The sequence below is a fragment of the Pragia fontium genome (assembly GCF_900638655.1).
Classification (GTDB): domain Bacteria; phylum Pseudomonadota; class Gammaproteobacteria; order Enterobacterales; family Enterobacteriaceae; genus Pragia; species Pragia fontium.
Window position 1 is genome coordinate 1661344 of sequence record NZ_LR134531.1, and the last position, 20208, is coordinate 1681551.

Sequence of the window (20208 nt, forward strand, 5' to 3'; positions counted from 1 at the left end):
AATAATAATGAATAAGATAGAGATACATGCGGTTAAAGAGAAGGATTACCCCGAACTTACCGCTTTATGGGAACGCTCCGTCAGGGCGACTCATGATTTTTTACCGGAAGCGGATATTCTGTTCTTTCGACCATTAATTTTAAATGAATTTTTGCCAATGGTGCATTTAATGTGTACTAAAAATTCTCAAGGAATCATTAGTGGCTTTATCGGTGTAGCAGATAACAAGGTTGAGATGCTATTTATCGATCCGGCTTATCGAGGACAGGGCCTAGGTAAGGCACTGCTTAATTACGGGATAGAGCAATTAGCGATTACTGAAGTGGATGTGAATGAACAAAATCCGCAGGCGCTGAATTTTTATTTAAAGTGCGGCTTTAACGTAGCTGGTCGTTCTGAAGTTGATGGTATGGGAAAACCTTACCCGCTACTGCATCTGATTTTGCAGTAAATGGAAGATAATAAGGGAATACAGTGAAGCGCTTTATGGCTTGGTCGATGACGATCTTTTTCTCAATATTACTGATTGCTGTGCTGAGTTTTATTGGTTACTACGTCGTAGAGATCTATCCGGCCAGAGATGAATTAAATGCTTCTGCCGCCAAGTACGTTGATGATAAATCTCAGACGGTTTTGTTAAATCGTTTAATGTCCGCGAATTACCCAGACAATCATTATTATCATCACGTCACGCGGGTCATGTCGTATAAATATTTGTCTGGAGAGCGGCAAACAACGCTTCGCCGCATTACCAGAGAAGGACTTTGGTCTTTATGGTTGAAGATGCTGTATAGCAGGGAAGAGATGGGGTCAATTTGGCTATCGCTATTTATCTGGGGCGTACTGATGATAACCACGCTATTTATGGTATAGAGAATGGCGCGGGTAGCCTGTTTTCTACAGCGTTGTCTGACCTGAGCTGCGAACAGTTGGCTGAGCTAATAATTATTCCTCAATCACCGTCATACTATAAGCTTGGTTCGGAGAGGTTGTCAGCAAGAACTAAACGCTTATTACCGGTGTGCGCTGAATATGAGCAGTCAAAATAGCAAATCAGAAACAAAAAAATAAAGCAGAGGGGGATTTTCTCTCTGCCTTTAGAAAATTCTAAAAATCATAGGATGCTTGAGTTAACTATTTGTCATTATGAGCTGAATAATATCGATGATATCTGGATAAGTCCTCTAATTTTTCTTATATAATTTCAAAAGTATAATAATATAATCAACTAAGTGTTTTTGTTATTTAATTGAGATGTAAAAACATAAGTTTCAGTAATTTAAAGAGACTATCAAAGGTGTGTGCTTGTTGTTGCGATATAATTATTAATGGATTATAGAGTGTTAGCTCTATTTGCCGATATATAAAATATTCTCAATTAATAAGGAAAGAGATCATGCGTGAATTAAATACTCAAGAAACCAAAATGGTTTCAGGTTCCGGCGTTTCTTCTGATTTTGGTAATGCCCTTAACGGTGCAAATAGCACGAATACGGCTGCTGGCGATGTTACAGGCAGTTTTGATGATTTTCTGAAGGCGATTAGCGAAGCTTTCAATAAAATCAGCAGTATTTTAAATTATTATACTAATTTATTTCCACTGCCGGGCTCCAGCAAAAAGTAATGATGAGTTCGATTAATTAATTATTGTTTATGGCTTTATTTATTTTTAATAAAGCCATTGTGAATGTATTTATTATTTGGTTAACTTGATTTAACCTCGTCATTCCGGCGGATGCCAGAATGACGTAGAGTAATATAACTTATTTATTCAGTTTGTCAGGTATCAGGCGTCAGCCAGTTCCCCCATCGCCTGCTGTAAAATTTCAGCCGCCAGAATAACATCATCAAATTCGCTATATTCATCCGGATGGTGACTGACACCGTCTCGGGATGGGATAAACAGCATACCGGCAGGGAAGTCTTGTGCCATATACATGGTATCGTGGCCTGCACCGCTCATCATGGTAGTAAATGGAACGCCTTTTTCCTGACAGATACGTTCCAGACGATGAACGATATCATCTTTCATCAATACCGGCATATCGTTAGCCAGTTCACTCACGTTAATAACCACATCTTGTGCCGCTTTAGCATGTTCAACGGAAGCCTGGAACTTGGCAACTACGCGGTTTACGCTGGCTTTGTCTACGCCACGAATATCAACGTAGAAGGTCACATCACCGGGGATAACGTTGATAGCGTTAGGTGAAACGTCTAAGCGACCGACGGTACCCACCGTACCATAAGCAGACTCATAGCCAGCTGCCGCGTTGATATCGGTAATAATAGCTGCGCTGGCGACTAAGGCATCGTGACGTTGGCACATAGGCGTTGCGCCTGAATGGTCAGCATGGCCGTGTACTTCGACGCGATAGCGGCATGGAGCGGCGATACCGTTGACGACACCGATACGTTTATGCTGATGTTCCAGCACTTTGCCTTGCTCGATATGGGTTTCAATAAAGCCATCAAAGTAGTGAGTTGGCAGGCGACATTCATCCAGCTTTTGGCTTTGATAACCACAGTTATCCAAGACCTGGAAAATATTGTTACCTTCACTATCGGTATTTTTGGCCCACTTATCAAAGTCGGCTTGTCCTGCCATCACCTTACTGGCCATACAGGCGAAGCCGAAACGGCTGGACTCTTCAGCGCGGAAGATGACCAGCTCAAGAGAACGCTTTAACTGCTGCGGTTTAAACTGAGAAATGGCATATAAGCCGGCAATCACGCCGATCACACCATCGTAAGCACCACCTTGAGGAACGGAGTCAATATGGGAACCGGTACCAATGGCAGGGAGTTCAGGATTTTTCCCCGGCAGGCGAGCAAAAATATTGCCCATCATATCCTGACGTACCTGTAGACCCATTTCTTTCATCTTTTCGATCATCAACTGATGCGCTAGCTCATCTTCTTTGGAGTAAGCTAAGCGGGTGATACCCGGCGTGGCGTCATTGACGCTAAAGGCGGTAATTTGTTCGAAAAGGTTGAGTGCCGATTGCTTGGTTAGTGCTTGAACCATTTCAGTTTTCCTCTTGTCATCCCATTATCAACAGGATATTTGGTAGTGCGATAAGGTGCCGGTTACTCTTTATATCAGGAAAGGGAACCGTAAATAAACCAACGCATAAGAAACAATCTTATCAATGCGAGCAACTATACTTAGTCATCATATCAGGGCAGGTGAGAGACTTCAGTCTAATTTAAGCGGTGGTTTGATATACATCAACAGGGAGCCATTTCTGTTATATGGGAATGTTAAAGACCGTGCTCTTGTGTAATGTAAAATGTGAGGGGGATTTTTGGCCCTTTTTATTGAGCGCTGGAATTCAGCCGACAACTGAGTGAGGGAGCACGTCCAGCATGAAGGCCGGTGCGTTAACCCGAACGCCTTCTGCTCGGCCACGTATACTGATGTTGATTTATTCTTTGTACTGATAGTGGACGAAACTTTCGCAGTCATTAAGCTTAACCGACAAGCATCTCGTTATCGTGTGAGAAAAAAATACCGAGAAAAACCACGTTGGTTGTTCCCGGTATCTTTGTCATAAAGCGTTGGTATAAGGTATTAACCGCCGGCTTTCAGGTTCTGGAAGAGCGTCTCATAGAGTAGACCTGCTTCACCCACGGAACCTTGCCATTGGCCTTGCTCCAGAGTTTCGGCATCTGGATAAAGCGATTTATCTTCCGTCAATGATTTTGGCAGCAGTTTTCTGGCCTCAATATTTGGCGTCGGATAGCCAATTTCGTTCGCGATTTTCGCCGCCACTTCCGGGCGTAGTAGATAATCAATCAGCTTCAGCGCGCCTTCGACGTTTTTAGCATTGGAGGGAATGGCCATGCTATCCATCCAGAATACCGCCCCTTCTTTAGGCCAAATATATTGCAGATGAACACCTTCCTGACGGGCCATATATGAAGAACCGTTCCAGAGCATGCCGATATCAATATCGCCTTCAATGTAAGGATTCGCGGGAGCATCAGAGTTAAACACCACCACATTCGGCATCAGCTTACGCAGTTCTTCATAAGCTTGCTGAATTTGCTTGGGATCGGTGGTATTAATCGAGTAACCCAGCTTGGCCAAAGCGATAGGGAAAACTTCCCGCGCATCATCAAGAATTAAGATACGATCGCGAAAGCGCTGATCCCAAAGATCTGCCCAACTGTTGACGGTTTTCGGGTCAATCACATCGGTATTTACCGCGATTCCCGTGGCACCCCAAGTATAGGGGATAGACCATTCATTGGTTGGATCAAAGGGTTTAGATTGCAATGCCGGGTCAATATTTTTAAAGTTTTTCAGCTTGCTGGTATCAATCTTTTGAATCATACCTTCATCACGCATCCGCGCCACGAAGTAGGCTGAAGGTACCACCAGATCGTAAGCCCCATCTTTGTAGGTTTTCAGCTTGGTGTACATGGTATCAATCGACTCAAAGGAAGAGTTGATAACCTTAATACCGGTCTCTTTGGTGAAATCATCCATTAATCCCGGTGGAACATATTCAGACCAGTTATAAAAATAGACCACTTTATCATCGGCCTGAGCTACGGCGCTGGAAAGTAGCATTGCTCCTGCAGCAAGCAGGTGAGACCACTTTTTCATTCAGCGTATCTCCTTAAAAAGAGAACAAGGGGAGATTCAACGCCGACACTTCATCATGCCGGCGTTGCATCTATTTGGTACTGCGATCGCGCAAAACCAGCTGACTGGCTAAAACCATGACCAGTGATAACATCAGCATAATCGTGGCTAACGCGTTCACTTCCGGCGACATACCTACTTTTACCATTGAATAAATTTTCAACGGCAGGATTTCGTAGGATGGCCCGGTGACAAAGGAAGATACCACCACATCATCCATCGACAGCGTAAAGCTCAGTAACCAACCGGCGACCACGGCAGGCATGGCAATCGGCAGTATGATCTTACGCATAATGGTGAACTCGGTGGCACCGAGATCTCGTGCTGCTTCCAGCATTCTGACGTCAAATCCTTTCATACGGGAATAAACGGTAATCACCACGAAAGGCAGACAGAAAGTAATATGTGCCAGCATCAGTGACCAAAATCCTAATGACAGCCCCAGCAGCATATATAACGCCAGCAGGGAGATGGCCATCACGATATCCGGCGACATCATCACCACAAACAGCATACCGCTGACAAAATGTTTGCCGCGGAACTGATAACGGTATAAGGCTACCGCGGTCAGTGAACCGATTAGGGTGGCAAACGTCGCTGAAAGCGTAGCGATAACGATGGAATGCCCGGCAGCCTGTAACAGGCTGTCGTTGTTCATCAGGATTTCATACCATTGGGTAGTAAAGCCTTTCCATGTCACGCCATACTTTGCGGAGTTAAAGGAGTTAACGATCAGAATAACGATCGGAATATATAAAAAGGCATAAACGGCGGTCATAAAGCCGCCACGGAAAAGGCGTCCAATCATTCCAGTTCATCCTTCCGATTAAGTAGCTTACCCACACGATAGTAGATATACAGCATAAAGCCCATCATGATAGTCAGACTAATACTGGTTGCTGCACCAAATGGCCAATCGCGTAATCTCAGGAACTGGTTCTTGATGACGTTACCGACTAATAGGTTTTTGGCTCCGCCCAACAGGTCGGAAATATAGAACATGCCCATTGCCGGCAGCAGAACCAGTAAACAACCCGCGATAATACCCGGCATAGTGAGAGGAATAATCACTCGGGTAAAAGTCTGTAGTTTACGCGCACCTAAGTCACGAGCCGCTTCAAGATAAGTCTTATCCAGTTTTTCAATGCTGGAATAGAGAGGCAATACCATAAACGGCAGCAGGATGTACACCAGACCAATAATCACCGCCTGTTGCGAATACATGATACGCAGCGGTTCATCAATCAGGCCAATACCTAACAGAATCTGATTCAGAACGCCTTTAGTACTGATAAAAATCTTCAGACCATAGGTACGAATCAGCGAGTTAGTCCAAAATGGAATAATCAGCAGGAATAACATAATGGGTTGGATGCGTTTCGGCATATTGGCGATGCAGTAAGCAAACGGGTAGCCAATCACCAAGCAGAAAAACGTGGCGATCAGTGCCATATTGAGCGAATGCAACAGCACTTGCGCATACATCGGGTCAAACAGTCGAGTATAGTTATCCAGACTGAATACCAGCGAGATGAGATTTGCATCGTCCCGGGTCAGGAAGCTGGTTCCAATAATCATCAGGTTGGGTAAGAACACAAACAGAACCAACCAAGATACGATGATGGTGATGGAAACCTGCTGAAACAGCTTACGCTGTGATGGTTTATTGTGCGCCTTCATCTGCCAGTACCACCTCCCAGCGTTCAACCCAGGTCACTGCGACTTTATGGTCCAGTGAGTGATCGACATCAGGATCGTCTTCGTTGAAGAACTCACTGATCATCACCATCTTGCCGTTTTCCAATTCGACTACCGTGTCTAGCATCATGCCTTTATAGTTATGTTCACGGATATAGCCCACCAGGCCATCCACTTTTTCCCCTTCTTTAACGGCCACAACCGCCAGATCTTCAGGGCGCAGTAGAACTTTAACTTTATCCCCTGGATTAACATCCAGATCGGTCAAAATGCCACATTCGCGGCCTTCAACATTAGCCCATACTCGTTTTTCATCAATACGATTGATAATTTGGGCGTCGAACACGTTAATTTCGCCGATAAAGCGGGCAACGAACATGTTCTTCGGTTCTTCGTAAATCTCACGCGGTGTGCCATCCTGCTCAATACGCCCATTACGCATAACGACAATGCGGTCGGACATGGTCAGGGCTTCTTCCTGATCGTGAGTAACAAAAATAAAGGTGATACCTAATTGACGTTGTAGCGCCTGTAGCTCACTTTGCATCTGCTTACGCAGTTTGTAGTCCAGCGCAGACAATGATTCATCAAGCAACAGGACTTTCGGTTTATTGACTACCGCACGGGCGATAGCTACACGCTGTTGTTGACCGCCAGAAAGCTGGTGCGGTTTACGCTGGGCGAAGGCATCTAGCTGTACCATCTTCAGCGCTTCCATCACGCGCGGAGTAATTTGATCTGCCGGTGTTTTCTGCATACGCAGACCAAAGGCAACGTTCTCAAAAATACTCATATGCGGGAATAGTGCATAACTTTGGAACACCGTATTAACATGACGTTGTTCAGCGGGTTGATGCGTGATGTCCTGATTGGTCAGCAAAATTTGGCCTTCATCAACGGTTTCTAAACCGGCGATTAAGCGAAGTACCGTAGTTTTGCCACAACCAGAAGGGCCGAGAATAGTCAGAAATTCACCATCATTAATGGTTAAATTAAACTGGCTTATGATGTCACGACCGTCGAAACCTTTGCGTATATTTTTAAGTTCGACAACCGGTAAAAGAGAGGAGTTATCAGTCATTTAATTTAATACTCTATCCCGTAAACTAAGGCAGATAGAACCATCACTGGAAAAGACTGCAATGAATAAGTATCAAGGTAACGAAATAAATTTATTTCGTCTGTTTCCACTTATTCAAAACCAGTGACCCCATTCGATTTTTCGAGCGCGGATAATAGACCCTGACGGTAATAAATGAAAGCCTATTTAAACATTTTAAGGGTGTTTTTTTACTAATAATATTTTTTATGTATAACAACGAGTTGTTATACAGAATCAATTAAGACGGCAGTATTATTTAATATTGGTTAATTTCCTTTAATTATCATGTGAAAACGTGTCTAAAACTGACTTGACGCAATATTTAGAATGGGGGGATACGCATAATAAGAAAGTTAATTTGGGGGGTATAAAAATGGATAGATTATTGGATCGCTTTTTTCATTATGTTTCTTTTGACACACAATCAAGACCGAATGCTCGTCAGACGCCAAGCACCGAAGGGCAAATGGTATTGGCTAAAGCATTACAGAGTGAACTTATTGAGATAGGAATGACAGACATTGTTTTAAGCGACAATGGGTGTTTAATGGCAACATTACCGTCAAATGTGGGCTGGCGTACACCGGTTATCGGATTTTTGGCCCATATGGACACCTCTCCGGAAGTTATTGGTAAAGGTGTCAAACCTCAAATTGTTGATAATTATCGTGGTGGTGATATTGCATTAGGCATCGGTGATGAAGTTCTTTCTCCGGTGATGTTTCCGGTATTGCATCAACTCAATGGACAAACGTTGATTACTACCGATGGTAAAACGCTATTAGGTGCTGATGATAAAGCCGGCATTGCTGAAATTCTGACGGCCATGGTGCGTCTTAAAGCCAGTGATATCCCGCACGGCGATATTAGAATCGCTTTTACCCCAGATGAAGAGGTGGGTAAGGGCATGAAGTATTTCGATATTCATCAGTTTGGTGCCAAGTGGGCCTATACCGTTGATGGCGGTGGTGTGGGTGAACTGGAATGTGAAAACTTTAATGCCGCTCAGGCGACGATAAAAATTGTCGGTAATGGCGGACATATTGGCCGAGCAAAAGGCGTGATGGTTAGCGCATTAGGGCTAGCGGCTCGTTTTCAACAGGCATTACCGGCGGCGGAATCACCGGAATATACGGAAGGCTATGAAGGGTTCTATCATTTAAGTGCCGTACGCGGCAGTGTGGACTACGCTGAAATGAACTATCTTATTCGTGATTTTGAGCGTGATGGTTTTGAAAAGCGCAAAAAGATGATATTCGATGTGGCTAAACAGGTGGGAGAAGGATTACACCGCGACTGTCATATTGAAGTCACCATTAAAGACAGCTACTACAATATGCGCGATGACGTTGCCCGCCACCCACACGTGGTTGATATTGCCCGTCAGGCTATGTTGGATAATGGTATTGAACCACAAGTGGTGCCCATTCGTGGTGGTACCGACGGAGCCATCCTGTCACATATGGGTTTACCGTGCCCGAATATCTTTACCGGGGGTTATAATCCGCACAGTAAGCATGAGTTCGTTACCGTTGAAGGGATGGAAAAGGCGGTTTCAGTGATTATGCGGATTGCCGAAATTACGGCGGAAAGGGCCAAAGAAGGCAGTCTGTAATCGCTATTTCCCAATAAGCTGTATAAATGAGACGTTGTCACTTTTTATACAGCTTGTTTTTGTTTGTTTTGTGACCAGTCTCAACTGCGAAACTGTGATGAATTTCAGAGTTTTAAAAGTAATTTTTTTCACATCGAGTAATCCTGCTTTTTTTCACCGGGTAAAAATTATTGATAGCGAATTTTTATATGGTGCCATTTCATTTTTTTTAATTTCATAAGAATTTTGCGTTGAATTTGTTTTTTTATTTGGTTAATTACTCCGGTTTTGTTTCTGAAGTCCTTGTTGAAATTTTGTGACTATACTTCGTTGGCATAAATGTTAATGAAATGTTTTTTCATATTAGTAATGGGGGTAAACCCAGATGCTAGTTGATTTGCCAACAAAATCAGCAAACAACATCCTATGACTGTGGGAGTGAATAATGAAAAAGAAGTTACTTAATTTGAGTATTGGATTGGCCACATTAGCGATGGTTGCTGGCGTTCAGGCCAATACCTTGGTGTATTGTTCTGAGGGTTCCCCAGAAGGATTCAGTCCTCAGTTGTATACTAGCGGAACTTCATTTGATGCCAGTTCTGTGCCTATTTATAATCGCCTTGTGGAGTTTAAAATTGGTGGCACAGAGACGACTCCTGGCCTGGCAGAGAAGTGGGATGTCAGTGCAGATGGAAAAACTTACACCTTTCATTTGCGTAAGGGAGTGAAGTTCCAGAGTAATAAAGAGTTTACCCCAACGCGTGATTTTAATGCGGATGACGTGGTTTTCTCTTTTATGCGGCAGAAAGATCCTAATCATCCATTCCATAAAGTTTCTGGTGGAAACTATGCCTATTTTGGCGATATGGGCATGCAAGATTTGATTCAGAGCGTAGAGAAAGTGGACGATCATACGGTCAAGATTGTGCTAACTCGTCCTGAAGCCCCGTTTATTGCTGATATTGCCATGGACTTCGCCTCTATTTTCTCTGCGGAATATGCCGATGCCATGATGAAGGCCGGTAAACCTGAGCAAATCGATTTATCGCCCATCGGTACCGGGCCTTTCCAACTGATGCAATACCAGAAAGATGCGCGCATTCTGTATAAATCATTCGATAATTATTGGGGCACTAAACCCAAAATAGATCGTTTGGTCTTCTCCATTACGCCTGATGCTTCAGTGCGCTATGCCAAAATTCAGAAAAATGAATGTCAGGTGATGCCATACCCAAATCCGGCGGATTTGCAAAAAATGAAGCAGGATAAAGATATCGTGTTGCAACAGAAGGCGGGGCTCAATATCGGTTATCTGTCATTCAATATGCTTAAGCCACCGTTGGATAACCTGAAGGTTCGTCAGGCGCTAACCATGGCGGTCAATAAGAAATCAATTATCGATGCAGTGTTCCAGGGCGCCGGTCAACCGGCTAAGAACCTGATCCCACCAACAATGTGGTCTTATAACGATCAGGTGAAAGACTACGAATATAATCCAGAAAAAGCCAAGGCCTTGTTGAAAGAAGCGGGATTGGCAGATGGTTTTAGCATCGACTTGTGGGCAATGCCGGTACAGCGCCCTTATAACCCGAACGCTCGCCGTATGGCCGAAATGATTCAGGCTGACTGGGCCGCTATTGGGGTAAAAGCCAAGATCGTGACTTATGAGTGGGGCGAGTATCTGAAGCGCACCAAGAATGGTGAGCATCAGGCGATGTTAATTGGTTGGACCGGTGATAATGGGGATCCAGATAACTTCTTTGCCACGCTATTTAGCTGTGCTGCCGCCAAAGATGGTTCTAACTATTCTCGCTGGTGCTATAAGCCATTTGAAGATTTGATTCAGGCTGCCCGAGTTGAATCTAACCATGACAAACGTATTGCACTGTATAAGCAGGCTCAGGTGGTCATGCACGAGCAGGTTCCGGCGGTAATGATTGCACATTCCACCGTGTCAGAACCGGTGCGTAAAGAGGTGAAAGGCTATGTGATTGACGGTCGTCGTCACTCTTTTGCTACTTCATCGGTTGAAAAATAAAAGTAGTTAATTGGCTCCGTCCCGAAACTTGAAGTCGGGCGGAGTCAATCAATAAATGGACAATAGCTACCCGTAACAGAGAAACCTGAATAGGTTTTGTTTTTGCCACGACCGTTTCTCCAGGTGAAGTCACACGGGCCTGTGAGCAGCGTTCGAACAGCTGTCGTTATTATAATAACTACTGAGATCTGCAATTATGCTGCAATTTATCCTTCGACGTTTCGGACTAATCATCCCGACCTTCATTGGAATTACCCTGCTAAGTTTTGCCTTTGTCCATGTGATACCCGGCGATCCGGTTATGATTATGGCCGGTGAGCGGGGAATTTCTGCTGAGCGCCATGCCCAAATGATGACGCAATTGGGGTTGGATAAACCGCTTTATGAGCAATATATAACCTATGTAGTTAACGTATTACATGGCAACTTGGGTATCTCTATCAATACCAAGATTCCTATCTGGGATGAGTTTGTCCCTCGCTTTATGGCCACTTTTGAACTGGGCTTTTGTGCCATGCTGTTTGCCATTGCCGTTGGCATTCCGGTTGGTGTTTTAGCGGCGGTTAAACGTGGTTCGGTCTTTGACCATGCCTCTGTTGGTCTTTCTCTGACGGGCTATTCAATGCCAATTTTCTGGTGGGGGATGATGCTGATTATGCTGGTTTCAGTACATCTCAATCTCACCCCGGTATCCGGAAGAATCAGTGATTCCATTTTTCTTGATGACAGCCAGCCGCTGACCGGCCTGATGCTGGTGGATACCCTATTGTTTGGCGAGCCGGGTGATTTTTGGGACGCGGTACATCACCTTATTTTACCTGCATTGGTATTGGGAACTATTCCTCTGGCGGTGATTGTGCGCATGACCCGTTCTTCAATGCTGGAAGTCTTGGGAGAGGATTATATCCGTACGGCACGAGCCAAGGGGCTGAGCCGTATCCGGGTTATTGTGGTACACGCCTTGCGTAATGCGATGTTGCCGGTAGTGACCATCATTGGTTTACAGATAGGCACATTATTGGCCGGAGCGATCCTGACTGAAACCATCTTCTCATGGCCGGGGCTGGGTCGCTGGTTAATTGATGGCTTACAACGCCGCGATTATCCGGTGGTGCAGGGTGGCGTCTTGCTGGTGGCGATTATGATTATTTTGGTCAATCTACTGGTTGATATTCTGTATGGCGTGGTGAATCCGCGCATTCGGCATAGAAAATAAGGGGCGCACTATGAGTGAAGTAACGATATCGGCGCCAAAACCCATGACCCCGTTACAGGAGTTTTGGCACTATTTTCGACGTAATAAAGGTGCCGTCGTCGGCATGATTTATATTGCCATTATGTTGGTGATTGCCGTCGGGGCTAACTGGTTAGCGCCATATTCACCGGCGGAACAGTTTCGTGATGCACTGCTTACGCCGCCGGCATGGCAGGATGGCGGCAGTATGCAGCATATTTTGGGCACCGATGACGTAGGGCGGGATATGCTCTCTCGCTTAATGTACGGTACTCGGCTATCCATCTTGGTTGGTTGTCTGGTGGTCAGTTTATCGCTGGTACTTGGGGTTGTACTGGGGGTTACCGCGGGCTATGTTGGCGGTATTATCGATATCGCGATTATGCGTATTGCCGATATTATGCTGGCGTTACCGAGCCTGCTGCTGGCATTGGTGCTGGTGGCTATTTTTGGCCCATCAATTCTTAATGCCTCTCTGGCATTAACCTTTGTTTCTTTACCCCACTATGTACGTTTAACCCGCGCTGCGGTGCTGTCAGAGGTGAATCGAGACTATGTTATCGCCTCGAAAGTGGCGGGAGCCGGTCCATTACGCCAGATGTTTATTAATATTCTCCCTAACTGTTTAGCGCCGTTAATTGTTCAGGCCTCCCTCGGTTTTTCCAATGCCATTTTGGATATGGCCGCATTAGGCTTTTTGGGTATGGGAGCGCAACCGCCAACCCCAGAATGGGGAACGATGCTCTCCTCAGTATTGCAGTTTGCCCAGAGCGCCTGGTGGGTAGTGACTTTCCCAGGTCTGGCGATTCTATTTACGGTGCTGGCATTCAACTTAATGGGAGACGGCTTACGTGATGCGCTGGATCCTAAACTTAAACAGTAACCGGAGGCGACATGGCGTTATTAGAGATTGAACAGTTGTCGGTTCACTTCGGTGATGAGAGTGCTCCATTCAAAGCCGTCGATCGCGTGAGTTATCGGGTTGAAAGAGGAGAAGTGGTTGGTATTGTCGGTGAATCAGGTTCCGGTAAGTCAGTCAGTTCATTAGCCATTATGGGATTGATTGATTTTCCGGGAAAAGTGAGCGCGAAAGATTTGCATTTTGACGGTCGGGATCTGCGGACTATTTCCGAAAAAGAACGTCGGCAGATTGTGGGTGATGAAATCGCCATGATTTTCCAAGACCCCATGACCAGCTTGAACCCTTGCTATACCGTGGGGTATCAGATTATGGAAGCGCTGAAAATTCATCAGGGCGGAAACCGTAAAACGCGTCGTCAAAGAGCCATCGATTTACTCACTCAGGTGGGGATACCTGCTCCAGAATCACGTTTAGACTGTTACCCGCATCAGTTATCCGGTGGAATGAGCCAGCGCGTGATGATTGCGATGGCTATTGCCTGTCGTCCCCAACTGCTGATTGCTGATGAACCGACCACGGCGCTGGATGTCACCATTCAGGCACAGATTATCGAACTGCTATTGGAACTGCAGCAGCGTGAAAATATGGCGCTGATTTTAATTACTCACGATTTGGCACTGGTTGCTGAAGCCGCACAATACATTATTGTGATGTATGCCGGTCAGGTGATGGAAAGTGGTAAAGCTAAAGAGATCTTCAGTACTCCGCGGCATCCTTATACTCAGGCGCTATTGAGAGCGTTGCCCGAGTTCTCCAGTGAGAAGGCGCGTTTAACCTCGTTGCCCGGTGTGGTACCCGGTAAATACGATCGGCCATTAGGTTGCTTACTCAGTCCGCGCTGCCCGTATGCGACAGAGGTGTGTCGTCAGCAGGAACCGGAACTCAGGGGGGAAGACCGTAGACAGGTTAAATGCCATACACCACTCGACGATCAGGGGAGGCCGACGCTATGAGTCAGCATCAACCATTGTTACAGGCCATTGAGCTGAAAAAATATTATTCGGTAAAGAGTGGGATATTCTCGCCACAGCAGCAGGTGAAATCGCTGGACGGTGTCTCCTTTTCTCTGGAGAAGGGCAAAACGCTGGCGGTAGTTGGTGAGTCAGGGTGTGGTAAATCCACGCTGGGGCGATTATTAACCATGATTGAGTTGCCTACTGCCGGTGAGCTTTATTATCAGGGGGAGAATTTATTAAAACACGATCCGGCAGCGCAGAAGTTGCGTCGCCAGAAAATTCAGATTGTGTTTCAGAACCCTTATGGCTCGTTAAATCCGCGCAAAAAAGTCGGCGATATTCTGGAAGAACCTTTGCTGATAAATACCACATTATCTAAAGCGGAGCGGCGAGAAAAAGCCTTAGCTATTATGGCGAAAGTGGGTTTAAGAACCGAACATTATGATCGCTATCCGCACATGTTTTCCGGTGGTCAGCGTCAGCGTATTGCCATTGCTCGTGGCTTAATGCTCAATCCAGATATTGTGGTTGCGGATGAGCCGGTTTCTGCTCTGGATGTCTCCGTTCGGGCTCAAGTATTGAATTTGATGATGGACTTACAGCAGGAAATGGGACTGTCCTATGTATTTATCTCTCACGATTTGTCGGTGGTTGAGCATATTGCCGATGAGGTTATGGTGATGTATTTGGGTCGTTGTGTGGAGCAGGGTAGCAAGACACAGATTTTTAATCATCCGCAACATCCTTATACGCAGGCCTTACTCTCTGCAACACCGAGGTTAAATCCGGACGCGCGTCGTGAACGGATCAAGTTGACCGGTGAATTACCGAGCCCGCTGAATCCGCCACAAGGTTGTGCATTTAATGCCCGCTGCCCGCGCGCATTTGATACCTGCTTTGAAGTCAAACCCAGCTTAAAGGATTATAACGGTCAGTTGATTGCCTGTTTTGCGGTGGATAGGGATAGGGAAAATGGTGTTGGCGCTCAGTTAGAGGGAACCATATAAGGTTTTTGTTATTTTGGTTTGATAATGTTTGGCTTAAGGGCGAGATCCCCGCTTTCGCGGGGATGACGAGAATAAAAATGGGATGACGATACAAGTCAGGTTATTGGGAAATCTCAATAACCTTTAGTCATTAAAATACCAATATCCATTATTCACCAACTGCGCCAACACAGCGACGAATGCCGGATCTTCCAACGCCTCACCCAGTTCTTTTTGCCCAATTAACGGGTAACGACATAAGGCATCTGCCGCTTCCAGATAAGGGGTATCGATCAGTTCACCGTTGGCAAAACAAAGATCGCCAACGCGCAGTACGCGTAAACCACTCAGGCGAATCAGGCTTTCACCCTGCACCAGCGAGTCATAGATTTCATCAGAACGGTAAGGTGGTTCTGCCGGGGCGATATCCAGCTCATGGCGTGATGTGGTGACAAAACCGCCAAACCATTGATTGAACTCTTCCGGCTGATTGATGAGGTCGGTCATCATCTTACGCAGGCGTTCCAATTCATAGTCTTCCACTATAGCGGGATGAGCTCTCAACTTTAGGTCAGGATCGCTATAGTGTTCACCACCCAAGTCGTGTTCCAGAACATAGTCGGCAAAGTTGCTGAGCAGATCACGGCCATTAGGCCCACGATAACCAATGGAATAGTTCATAGCGGTTTCGTGCGTGAAGCCATCGTGTGGGAATCCTGGTGGAATATAAAGAATATCGCCGGGCTCCAGATCTTCATCAATAATGGGGTCAAAAGGTTCAACGTGTAATAAAGCCGGATGCGGGCAGTATTGTTTAAGGGGCTGTTTATCACCTACGCGCCAACGACGGCTGCCCATTCCCTGAATAATAAACACATCATATTGGTCGATATGCGGGCCTACGCCACCACCGGGAACGGAGAAGGAGATCATCAGATCGTCAAAACGCCAGTCGGGCATTTTACGGAACGGACGAACCAAGGCAGCGGAAGGAGCATGCCAGTGGTTTACTGCCTGAACTAACAGTGACCAGCCTTTTTCACCCAAATGGTCATAGCTTTCAAATGGACCATTGCTGGCCTGCCAGTGACCGTTCGGTTGACTCACCAGACGGCTATCAACCTCATTTTCCATTGCCAGTCCTGCTAACTCATCAGGAGAGATTGGATCAATAAAGTTTTTAATAACATTTTTTAGTACCACCGGACGTTTTTGCCAGTAGCGTTCTAAAAAGTCATCCCAGTCTAAATCAAGTTGATAATCCATCGTTTCAGTTACCATTCAGCAGGAAATTGCGGTTGATTATAGCGAAGGTTGGTTAAGAATACCGGATTGGTTTCGCAGTTTTTTCATTTGTTCTGGGGGATTGATTTATTCCTCGGATATTAAGGCGTGTTGTTGGAGGGTGTGACCGGAGAAAACAGTAGAAATCGGGCTAAAAACAAATAAATCCCATTATCCGTTAGAAGGTGTTGGCTTTCGGAGGTATTATATCCAGCAAGGATATTAATATTATCTTAAAAGATTTTATGCAGAGCTGACCTTTGGCGTTTGTTTGCCTTTTCTAATCGGAATATATTGAGTTTTCATGTCTTGTGATACCTCCCCACAACAGAGTGATAAACGGCAGTGTGCTGAAGCATCAGAGCGTTATCTGGCTGAGCTACCCCGTTTCCCGCTGTACGATCTACACAGTCATACCGTAGCCTCTGACGGTATGTTGACGCCTGCCCAATTAGTACAGCGAGCGGTGGAGATGCGCGTGAGCGTATTGGCGATTACTGACCATGACTCTACCGCCGGTCTGGCTGAGGCACAGCAAGCGATTGTTGAGCAAGCACTGCCGATACGCTTGATTAACGGCGTGGAAATATCCACCGGTTGGGAAAGTTTTGATATTCATATTGTTGGGTTGAATATTAATCCGCAGGCTCCGGCGATGTTAGAACTATTAGCCGCTCAATGCCTGAAACGCAGCGAGCGAGCGCAGGAAATTGCCCGCCGACTGGAAAAGAGTCAGATTCCTGATGCCTTAGCTGGGGCGCAGCGCTTTGCCGGTGACGCAGGCATCACCCGTGCACATTTTGCCCGCTATTTAATTGAGTTGGGTAAAGCCACGGATATGGCGCAAGTATTTAAAAGCTATCTGGCGCGTGGGAAAACCGGCTATGTTCCTCCAGTCTGGTGTACAATAAACGAAGCGGTAGAGGCGATTCATCTTTCCGGTGGTCAGGCGGTTTTAGCCCATCCGGGGCGTTATGATTTATCTGCAAAATGGTTACGCCGTCTGATTATCGATTTTAAGCAGGCGGGCGGTGACGCGATGGAAGTATCTCAATGCCAACAAGCCCCTCAGGAGCGAGCGCAGCTAGCGCTGTATGCTCAAGAGTATCAACTGTTGGCTTCTCAGGGATCTGATTTTCACTATCCTTGTGCATGGGTTGAATTGGGGCGGCGTTTATCGCTGCCGGATAAAGTGATCCCCGTGTGGCAGCACTGGTTTGCAGAACCGGTTGTTAACTGATATTTATTTTTGACCCTGTAGTATTTTTTGTTGCAGCAATGAACCGATATGTACCCGCGTTTTTCTCTGCTGCCAATGACAGGAAGAGTTAAAGGAGTTTTCCATGAGTCAGTTTTTTTATATCCATCAGGATAACCCACAGTCGAGACTGATTAGCCAGTCGGTTGATTTTTTGCGTAAGGGTGGGGTTATCGTTTATCCGACTGACTCCGGATACGCGTTAGGTTGTATGCTGGAAGATAAGCATGCCATGGAGCGCATTTGCCGTATCCGCCAGTTAGATAGCCACCATAATTTTACATTGATGTGTCGCGATTTGTCTGAGCTCTCCACTTATGCTCATGTAGATAACGCGGCATTTCGTTTAATTAAAAATAATACCCCAGGTAACTACACCTTCATTCTGAAAGCCACGAAAGAAGTTCCGCGTCGCTTGATGAATGAAAAGCGTAAGACCATTGGTTTACGTGTGCCGTCGAACCCGATTGCCTTGGCATTGCTGGCGGAGCTTAATGAACCTTTGATGTCGACCACGCTGATGTTACCGGGGAATGATTTTGCCGAGTCCGATCCGGAAGAAATTCGCGATACCTTATCCAAGCAGGTTGATTTAATTATCAACGGCGGTTATTTGGGGCAACAGCCGACGACAGTAGTGGATCTGACGGAAGATGCGCCAGTCGTTGTGCGTGAAGGTGCTGGCGATCCCACACCGTTTCGTTGATGGCGACGTCCGCATAAGGTATGATTTACGTTCACTGATTAATCCATGGTGACATGGATTAATCACTATTATGACGCCTGTGAAGGCGACAACAGAGGTTGCTCAATGAGCGAGAAGTTACAAAAAGTTTTGGCTAATTCAGGCCATGGTTCACGTCGTGAAATTGAATCGATGATTCAGGCCGGGCGAATTAGCGTTAACGGAAAAATCGCCACATTAGGCGATCGTGTTGAAGTTACTGCTTCCATCCGAGTACGTATTGATGGGCACGTTGTTGCTCTGCGTGAGCCGGAAGAAGATGTTTGTCGAGTGCTTGCCTATTACAAGCCTGAAGGTGAGCTCTGTACCCGTAAAGATCCAGAAGGGCGGCCAACGGTGTTTGACCGTTTGCCTAAAATGCGCGGGTCTCGCTGGATTGCCGTTGGTCGTCTAGATGTGAATACCTCCGGTTTACTGCTGTTTACCACCGATGGTGAACTGGCCAACCGCTTAATGCACCCAAGCCGTGAAGTTGAACGTGAATATGCCGTTAGAGTCTTCGGCCAAGTGGATGAAGAAAAGCTAAAACAGCTGCGTAAAGGTGTTCAACTGGAAGATGGTATGGCCGCGTTTCGCACCATTAGTTTTCAGGGTGGCGAAGGCATTAACCAGTGGTATAACGTTACGCTAACAGAAGGTCGTAACCGTGAGGTTCGTCGCTTATGGGAAGCAGTAGATGTGCAGGTTAGCCGTCTTATTCGTGTACGTTACGGTGCTTTAGGACTTCCTAAAGGATTGCCGCGCGGAGGATGGACTGAACTCGATCTTAATGCCATCAATTACTTGCGTGAAATGGTTGGATTGTCGCCAGAAACCAAAAGTAAGATGCCAGTAGAACGTGATCGTCGTCGCACGAAAGCAAATCAAATTCGTCGAGCGGTGCAGAAGCATAGCCAAAGACCTGCTTCCAGAAGTGGTTCCAGAAGGGCAAATCCGACCAAGCGCGGATAGCTGAAATTGTTGAAAATAGCGCCTGTTTAGGCGCTATTTTTTTAGCTGAAAACTGACATTAAATATCCTTATTTTTTGTTTTTAGATTTAATTATCAATTAGTTATTTGTTTTTATTGCCATCGTTATTTTTCAGCGCTGCGTTGACCTAACCTCTTTAGATACGATTCCACTTATTTCCACTTCACTTTGCTTTTGGTCTAACCACATCCATTTTATTTCCACTTTGAACCGGAAAAAGTCGGGATCCTACCGGCGAAATAAAATGTGTAGTGTGAACTCATCGGAAAAGAATGGGATGACCGATAAGTACCAGCGGCTATTTAAGCTGCAAGTTACCCAACTCGGGTTCGTCGTGCTGACATTAGCAGCCTCCACGGAGGGATAAACGACAGAATTCATTAATTTATTCAAATTTACCATTTAGAGATCGGTTAAATGAGTGAAAGTCATATTCGTTTCAATATGGTGGAAGATGGTCTGGACCCAACCGCAGTGACCAAGGAACTTTTGATGGTTATCGATGGTTGGCTAAAGGAAGAAGGAGCCTATACCACTGAGGTGCAGCAGCAAATGCTGGAGTCACACGTTAAGGCGATGGTTCTGCGGGCTAAAACCGGCGAACCGCTACCGGAAGTCGATAGATCTCTGTTTGAAGAGATCTCATCTGAATCTATGCAGTTAGCTGAACGTGCCGTTAACGCATTACCGGGCTTACCCATCGAAGAAGCCTATTTATTGTCCGTACATTTTGAAATTGCGCGTTCGAACGCTTAATTCCATTGGA

20 protein-coding genes are annotated in these 20208 nt (G+C 45.8%); 14 read left to right on the forward strand and 6 right to left on the reverse strand.

From position 1 onward, the window contains the following. The first annotated feature begins 16 nt into the window (after window positions 1-16). The 4 genes from EL341_RS07255 to EL341_RS07270 all read left to right on the forward strand — a co-directional run bounded on the left by EL341_RS07255 (window position 17) and on the right by EL341_RS07270 (window position 1624). Window positions 17-451 carry a GNAT family N-acetyltransferase gene (locus EL341_RS07255; RefSeq protein ID WP_373994788.1) on the forward strand — a complete coding sequence of 145 codons (435 nt, stop codon included), beginning with the start codon at window positions 17-19 and terminating at the stop codon, window positions 449-451. 23 nt (window positions 452-474) lie between these two features. Then, the gene (locus EL341_RS07260) at window positions 475-873 is read left to right on the forward strand and encodes a hypothetical protein (RefSeq protein WP_126467456.1); all 399 of its coding nucleotides are present in this window, start codon (window positions 475-477) and stop codon (window positions 871-873) included. Further along, the gene (locus EL341_RS17800) at window positions 816-1049 is read left to right on the forward strand and encodes a transglycosylase domain-containing protein (protein WP_074821262.1); all 234 of its coding nucleotides are present in this window, start codon (window positions 816-818) and stop codon (window positions 1047-1049) included. Before EL341_RS07260 ends, EL341_RS17800 begins: the two co-directional genes overlap by 58 nt. A 347-nt stretch (window positions 1050-1396) precedes the next feature. After that, window positions 1397-1624 carry a hypothetical protein gene (locus tag EL341_RS07270; RefSeq protein ID WP_074821265.1) on the forward strand — a complete coding sequence of 76 codons (228 nt, stop codon included), beginning with the start codon at window positions 1397-1399 and terminating at the stop codon, window positions 1622-1624. Window positions 1625-1786: 162 nt separating this feature from the next. Here EL341_RS07270 and EL341_RS07275 read toward each other — a convergent pair whose 3' ends face one another. The 5 genes from EL341_RS07275 to potA all read right to left on the reverse strand — a co-directional run bounded on the left by EL341_RS07275 (window position 1787) and on the right by potA (window position 7433). Then, entirely contained in the window at window positions 1787-3028 is a 1242-nt protein-coding gene (locus EL341_RS07275; RefSeq protein WP_047780784.1) for a Zn-dependent hydrolase, read from the reverse strand. 546 nt (window positions 3029-3574) lie between these two features. Then, window positions 3575-4615 carry a spermidine/putrescine ABC transporter substrate-binding protein PotD gene (gene potD, locus EL341_RS07280; protein WP_074821267.1) on the reverse strand — a complete coding sequence of 347 codons (1041 nt, stop codon included), beginning with the start codon at window positions 4613-4615 and terminating at the stop codon, window positions 3575-3577. A 70-nt stretch (window positions 4616-4685) separates the two neighbouring features. Further along, window positions 4686-5462 carry a spermidine/putrescine ABC transporter permease PotC gene (potC, locus tag EL341_RS07285; protein WP_047780786.1) on the reverse strand — a complete coding sequence of 259 codons (777 nt, stop codon included), beginning with the start codon at window positions 5460-5462 and terminating at the stop codon, window positions 4686-4688. After that, window positions 5459-6334, reverse strand: coding sequence for a spermidine/putrescine ABC transporter permease PotB (gene potB / locus EL341_RS07290; protein ID WP_047780787.1), 876 nt, complete (start codon window positions 6332-6334; stop codon window positions 5459-5461). Before potB ends, potC begins: the two co-directional genes overlap by 4 nt. Further along, window positions 6318-7433, reverse strand: coding sequence for a spermidine/putrescine ABC transporter ATP-binding protein PotA (gene potA / locus EL341_RS07295; protein WP_047780788.1), 1116 nt, complete (start codon window positions 7431-7433; stop codon window positions 6318-6320). Before potA ends, potB begins: the two co-directional genes overlap by 17 nt. A 394-nt stretch (window positions 7434-7827) precedes the next feature. Between potA and pepT the strand changes: the two genes are divergently transcribed. The 6 genes from pepT to dppF all read left to right on the forward strand — a co-directional run bounded on the left by pepT (window position 7828) and on the right by dppF (window position 15205). Next, window positions 7828-9069, forward strand: a complete 1242-nt coding sequence (gene pepT / locus EL341_RS07300) for a peptidase T (protein ID WP_074821274.1) — start codon at window positions 7828-7830, stop codon at window positions 9067-9069. Window positions 9070-9493: 424 nt separating this feature from the next. After that, entirely contained in the window at window positions 9494-11086 is a 1593-nt protein-coding gene (dppA, locus tag EL341_RS07305; protein ID WP_074821278.1) for a dipeptide ABC transporter periplasmic-binding protein DppA, read from the forward strand. A gap of 196 nt (window positions 11087-11282) precedes the next feature. After that, complete coding sequence (gene dppB, locus EL341_RS07310; RefSeq protein WP_047780791.1) at window positions 11283-12302, forward strand: dipeptide ABC transporter permease DppB; 1020 nt, start codon at window positions 11283-11285, stop codon at window positions 12300-12302. A 10-nt stretch (window positions 12303-12312) separates the two neighbouring features. Next, window positions 12313-13203, forward strand: a complete 891-nt coding sequence (gene dppC / locus EL341_RS07315) for a dipeptide ABC transporter permease DppC (RefSeq protein WP_047780792.1) — start codon at window positions 12313-12315, stop codon at window positions 13201-13203. A gap of 11 nt (window positions 13204-13214) precedes the next feature. Further along, complete coding sequence (gene dppD / locus EL341_RS07320; protein ID WP_047780793.1) at window positions 13215-14195, forward strand: dipeptide ABC transporter ATP-binding protein; 981 nt, start codon at window positions 13215-13217, stop codon at window positions 14193-14195. After that, entirely contained in the window at window positions 14192-15205 is a 1014-nt protein-coding gene (gene dppF, locus EL341_RS07325; RefSeq protein ID WP_074821281.1) for a dipeptide ABC transporter ATP-binding subunit DppF, read from the forward strand. Before dppD ends, dppF begins: the two co-directional genes overlap by 4 nt. A 123-nt stretch (window positions 15206-15328) precedes the next feature. Here dppF and EL341_RS07330 read toward each other — a convergent pair whose 3' ends face one another. After that, window positions 15329-16450: a ribosomal protein uL16 3-hydroxylase gene (locus EL341_RS07330; protein WP_047780795.1), complete on the reverse strand. Its 1122-nt coding sequence runs from the start codon at window positions 16448-16450 to the stop codon at window positions 15329-15331. Between the two features lie 322 nt (window positions 16451-16772). Here EL341_RS07330 and rnm point away from each other — a divergent pair, with 322 nt between their 5' ends. The 4 genes from rnm to EL341_RS07350 all read left to right on the forward strand — a co-directional run bounded on the left by rnm (window position 16773) and on the right by EL341_RS07350 (window position 20198). Beyond that, the gene (gene rnm, locus EL341_RS07335) at window positions 16773-17708 is read left to right on the forward strand and encodes an RNase RNM (protein ID WP_083399637.1); all 936 of its coding nucleotides are present in this window, start codon (window positions 16773-16775) and stop codon (window positions 17706-17708) included. Between the two features lie 103 nt (window positions 17709-17811). Then, window positions 17812-18432 carry an L-threonylcarbamoyladenylate synthase gene (locus EL341_RS07340; RefSeq protein ID WP_074821283.1) on the forward strand — a complete coding sequence of 207 codons (621 nt, stop codon included), beginning with the start codon at window positions 17812-17814 and terminating at the stop codon, window positions 18430-18432. A 105-nt stretch (window positions 18433-18537) separates the two neighbouring features. After that, entirely contained in the window at window positions 18538-19422 is an 885-nt protein-coding gene (rluB, locus tag EL341_RS07345) for a 23S rRNA pseudouridine(2605) synthase RluB (RefSeq protein ID WP_047780797.1), read from the forward strand. Window positions 19423-19934: 512 nt separating this feature from the next. Then, window positions 19935-20198 carry a hypothetical protein gene (locus tag EL341_RS07350; protein WP_232036609.1) on the forward strand — a complete coding sequence of 88 codons (264 nt, stop codon included), beginning with the start codon at window positions 19935-19937 and terminating at the stop codon, window positions 20196-20198. Window positions 20199-20208 lie beyond the last annotated feature (10 nt).

Coding starts and splice junctions, on each gene's coding strand:
- dppF (WP_074821281.1), top strand. CDS start 14,192: ATGAGTCAGCATCAACCATTGTTACAGGCCATTGAGCTGAAAAAATAT.
- dppC (WP_047780792.1), top strand. CDS start 12,313: ATGAGTGAAGTAACGATATCGGCGCCAAAACCCATGACCCCGTTACAG.
- rluB (WP_047780797.1), top strand. CDS start 18,538: ATGAGCGAGAAGTTACAAAAAGTTTTGGCTAATTCAGGCCATGGTTCA.
- EL341_RS07330 (WP_047780795.1), bottom strand. CDS start 16,450: ATGGATTATCAACTTGATTTAGACTGGGATGACTTTTTAGAACGCTAC.
- dppA (WP_074821278.1), top strand. CDS start 9,494: ATGAAAAAGAAGTTACTTAATTTGAGTATTGGATTGGCCACATTAGCG.
- potB (WP_047780787.1), bottom strand. CDS start 6,334: ATGAAGGCGCACAATAAACCATCACAGCGTAAGCTGTTTCAGCAGGTT.
- potC (WP_047780786.1), bottom strand. CDS start 5,462: ATGATTGGACGCCTTTTCCGTGGCGGCTTTATGACCGCCGTTTATGCC.
- pepT (WP_074821274.1), top strand. CDS start 7,828: ATGGATAGATTATTGGATCGCTTTTTTCATTATGTTTCTTTTGACACA.
- rnm (WP_083399637.1), top strand. CDS start 16,773: ATGTCTTGTGATACCTCCCCACAACAGAGTGATAAACGGCAGTGTGCT.
- EL341_RS07350 (WP_232036609.1), top strand. CDS start 19,935: ATGGTTATCGATGGTTGGCTAAAGGAAGAAGGAGCCTATACCACTGAG.
- EL341_RS07275 (WP_047780784.1), bottom strand. CDS start 3,028: ATGGTTCAAGCACTAACCAAGCAATCGGCACTCAACCTTTTCGAACAA.
- potA (WP_047780788.1), bottom strand. CDS start 7,433: ATGACTGATAACTCCTCTCTTTTACCGGTTGTCGAACTTAAAAATATA.
- dppD (WP_047780793.1), top strand. CDS start 13,215: ATGGCGTTATTAGAGATTGAACAGTTGTCGGTTCACTTCGGTGATGAG.
- EL341_RS07270 (WP_074821265.1), top strand. CDS start 1,397: ATGCGTGAATTAAATACTCAAGAAACCAAAATGGTTTCAGGTTCCGGC.
- potD (WP_074821267.1), bottom strand. CDS start 4,615: ATGAAAAAGTGGTCTCACCTGCTTGCTGCAGGAGCAATGCTACTTTCC.
- dppB (WP_047780791.1), top strand. CDS start 11,283: ATGCTGCAATTTATCCTTCGACGTTTCGGACTAATCATCCCGACCTTC.
- EL341_RS07340 (WP_074821283.1), top strand. CDS start 17,812: ATGAGTCAGTTTTTTTATATCCATCAGGATAACCCACAGTCGAGACTG.